Source organism: Micromonospora wenchangensis (assembly GCF_002210435.1).
Lineage (GTDB): Bacteria > Actinomycetota > Actinomycetes > Mycobacteriales > Micromonosporaceae > Micromonospora > Micromonospora wenchangensis.
In genome coordinates this window covers 1-3,585 of record NZ_MZMV01000137.1, presented here as the reverse complement: position 1 = coordinate 3,585, position 3,585 = coordinate 1, and the positions used below count along the sequence as shown (strand labels likewise).

Below are 3,585 nucleotides of genomic sequence, written 5' to 3'. Positions count from 1 at the left end.
CACACCCCTGTCCGCGCCCTGCGGTGCCGCTTCCGAGGGGCCGTCGACCGTCCACCGTGACCGGTGTTGACCAGGGGCGGGGCGCCGCCGAGCCGCCCGGATCCACAGCGGAGCGTCGGGCACGGCGAAGCCGCCGGTGGTGTCGCGGGCCGGCGTACGCGCCCGATCCTGCCCGGCCGATCGAGCGGCGGCAATCCGGCCGGCCGCCTTTTATGATCTAGCCATTCGCATCTAGTAATGGTCTTCCGGGCTGTCGTAGGGTGCCGTGAGCAAGCCAAGAGACAACATCTTTGGGCGTTTCCGCCCGATTCTATGCTGGACGGTGGCCGGCGGTGACCATGTTTCGCCCGACGGAAGATCCTGCGGCGCAAGACCCCGGTTGGGTGGACGACGTGTTGTTCGCCGGCCCTGCGGCCGACGTTTGTCTCCGGCTGCCCGAGCCGGTGGACCGGGCCACCCTGCACCGCCTGGTCGTCGCGGCGCAGGACCGGCTGCGCGACGCGGGTCTGCGTCCCGGCGGGGCCGTCGCGCTGCGCCTGCCGCCGTCGGTGTCCTATGTGGTCAATCTGCTGGCGACCTGGCGCAGCGGCGGTCAGGCGGTGCTGCTCGACCACCGGCTCACCGACCACGAGGTCGACCGGGCGCTGCGCCGGCTCACCCCGCAGGTGGTCGTCGCCCCGGCCCGGACCGGTGGGGGCGCGTTGAAGGTCTTCCTCGACGTCACCGAGAGCGTCACCCCCTACGCCGACCGCCCGGCGGTCAGCGGACACGCCGTGATCCAGCTCAGCTCCGGCTCCACCGGACCGTCCAAGGTGATCGGACGCACCGCCGCCGACCTGGTCGCCGAGGTGCACCGCTACACCCGCATCGACGGGGTCGCGCTGCCCGGTGAGCGGATCATCCTGCTGCCGTCCATGGTGCACGTGCTCGGCCTCGTCGGCGGGCTGCTCTACGGCCTGCACGCCCACGTCGAGCTGGTCCCGCCGGAGCGGCTCGGCGGCGACGCGGTGCTGGCCGCGATCGCCGCCCAGGACACCCCGGCCACCGTGCTCGGCGTCCCGTTCCACATCGGTCTGCTCGCCTTCACCCGCCCCGACCGGCCGCTGCCCCAGTTCAAGCGGATGACCACCGGCGGGGAACTGGTCCCGCCGGCCGTCGTGCAGGCGTTCACCGACCGGCACGGCGTGCCCTTGGGCAACATGTACGGGATGACCGAGGTCGGCGTCATCGGCACCGACCTGTACGGGCGGCACCGGCCCGCGATCACGCCCGCCCCCGGCATCGAGGTCCGCGAGTCCGACGGTGAGCTGCTGATCAGCTGCCCCGCGTCGCCGTACGTCGGGCTCAGCGACCCCACCCGCTGGGCCGACGGTTGGCTGCGGACCCGCGACGCCGGCACCGTCGATGCGGACACCGGCCTGGTCACCGTCCGCGGCCGGCTCGACTCGCAGGTCTCCGTGGGGGGCCTCAAGGTCGACCTCACCGAGGTCGAGGCCACCCTCACCGGCCTGCCCGGGGTGGCCGCCGCCGTGGTCGCCTACGACGACGGGATCACCGCGTACGTGCAGCCCGACGGGCCGCTGTCCGAGGATGAGCTGGACGAACTGCTCGCCGAGCGGTTGGCCGGCTACAAGCGTCCCCGCACCCTGCACCTGGTGGCGCAGCTGCCGCGTACCACCACCGGCAAGCTGGTCCGCTCGCTGGACGTGCTGCGGACGGCGGTGTCATGACCGGCCCGCTGCACCCCGCCCGCCGGCCGGTCCCCGCGGACCGCCGTCGGGGCGTCACCACCGCGTCACCACCGGCCGACCGTCGGCGGTACGCCCGAACCACCCCCGCACGGTGCCCCGACCGGGTGCCGGCGAACCGCCCATCGAGAGAGGTAACCGTCATGCGAGACGAGGTCCGCACCTTCGTCATCGACCAGCTCCGGGACATGAACTACGACGTCGACGGGATCGACGACGACACCACGCTCGGCCCGTCCGGGGTGGACCTGGAGTCGCTCGCCCTGTCCGACCTGTCCGTCCGGGTGGAGGACCGCTACGGGCTGCGGTTCGCCGACGACGAGTCGGAGAAGCTGGCCCTGATGACGGTGGGGGAGTTCACCACCATGGTCGCCGACCGGGTCGCCGGGGCGACCACCGACAACCGCTGATGTCCGGTCAGCCCGACCTGGGGCGAGCTGACCTGGTGAGCATGCTCGCCGAACTGACCGGCAAACCCGTCGACCAGGTCCCGCACCGGGTCGGCTCGATGGAACTGGCCTGGCTGGTGCACCTCGTCGAACAGCGCTACGACACCCGGATGGACCTCACCGACGACCAGCTCGCCGGCATCCGCACCCTCGACGACGCGCTGGCCGTGTTCCACACCTGCCTCACCGCCTCCGCTGATGGTTGAGCGGAGCACCGTCACGATCTCCGGCACCTACGCGGTCAGTGCCTTCGGCAGGGGGGTGGACGCCCTGCTGGCCGGGGTCCTGTCCGGGGTGCCGGCGTTCCGACCGGTCCGCCGGTTCGACACCACCGGCCGCCGGGTGACCGTCGCGGCCACCCGCCCCGACGTGGCGACCCTGCCGCAGGAGCTGGCCGACGCCGTCGACGCCGCCTGCCGGGCCGCCGGGCTGGACCCGGCGCAGCGCCGGGCGTCGGCGCTGCTCCTGGCCACCCACGGCGGGCCGGCCACGCTGCCCGGCCCGTACACCGACGACCGGCCGACCGCCGGCACCGACGACCCGTGGTGGGCCGGCGGCGAACGCGACGACGCCGGCCCGGCCTGGCCGGAACTGCCCGCCCTGGCCGGTCGGCTGGCCCGGCGGTGCGGGCTCGGCGGCCCGACCCGGGTCTACACCACCGCCTGCGTCTCGGCCAGCAACGCGGTCGCCGACGCCGCCGCCATGATCCGCCGGGGGGACACCGACCGGGTGGTGGTGGCCGCCGGCTACCTGGTGGAGCCGGACCAGTACGCGCTCTTCGACGCCGGCCGGGCGCTCGCCGCCGACGGCGCGGTCCGCCCGTTCAGCACCGGACGGCAGGGCCTGCTGCTCGGCGACGGGGTGGCCGCGGTGGTGCTGGAGTCCGCCGCCGCGCTGCGCGGCCGCGGCGTTGAGCCGGTGGCGACGCTGGCCGGCTGGGGCCGGGCCGGCGACGCCCACCACCCCTGCCAACCCGATCCGCAGGGGGGCGGGCTGGCCCGGGCGATCGGCGCGGCGCTGGGCCGCGCCGGCCTGCCCGCCGGGGCGGTCGGCTACGTCAACGCCAACGCCACCGGCACCGGGTTCAGCGACGCCTCCGAGGCGGCGGCGCTGCGGCTGGCCCTGGGCGAGTGGGCCGGGCAGGTGCCGGTCAGCTCCACCAAGGCGCTGCACGGGCACGCGCTGGAGGCGTCCGGCCTGCTCGAACTGGTGGTCACCGTGGCGGCGCTGGGGCACGGGAAGCTGCCGGTCAACGCCGGTTGGCTCGGCCCCGACCCGGCCTGCCCGCTGGACGTGGTCACCGCCGCGCCCCGCCCGGTGGCCAGCCGGTACGCCCTGAGCCTCAACGCCGCCTTCGGCGGTGCGAACACCGCCCTGCTGGTGGGTGC

Annotated in this window: 4 protein-coding genes; all 4 read left to right on the top strand. The window is 74.7% G+C overall.

From position 1 onward, the window contains the following. Positions 1-338 precede the first annotated feature (338 nt). Positions 339-1,730 carry a class I adenylate-forming enzyme family protein gene (locus tag B5D80_RS32570; RefSeq protein WP_088647752.1) on the top strand — a complete coding sequence of 464 codons (1,392 nt, stop codon included), beginning with the start codon at positions 339-341 and terminating at the stop codon, positions 1,728-1,730. Positions 1,731-1,891: 161 nt separating this feature from the next. After that, positions 1,892-2,158: an acyl carrier protein gene (locus B5D80_RS32565; RefSeq protein ID WP_088647751.1), complete on the top strand. Its 267-nt coding sequence runs from the start codon at positions 1,892-1,894 to the stop codon at positions 2,156-2,158. Beyond that, positions 2,158-2,403 carry a hypothetical protein gene (locus B5D80_RS32560; protein WP_088647750.1) on the top strand — a complete coding sequence of 82 codons (246 nt, stop codon included), beginning with the start codon at positions 2,158-2,160 and terminating at the stop codon, positions 2,401-2,403. The genes B5D80_RS32565 and B5D80_RS32560 overlap by 1 nt, the downstream gene beginning before the upstream one ends. Beyond that, positions 2,396-3,585: beta-ketoacyl-[acyl-carrier-protein] synthase family protein (locus B5D80_RS32555; protein ID WP_088647749.1), on the top strand; the 1,190-nt coding region annotated here is incomplete at its 3' end. The genes B5D80_RS32560 and B5D80_RS32555, both read left to right, overlap by 8 nt.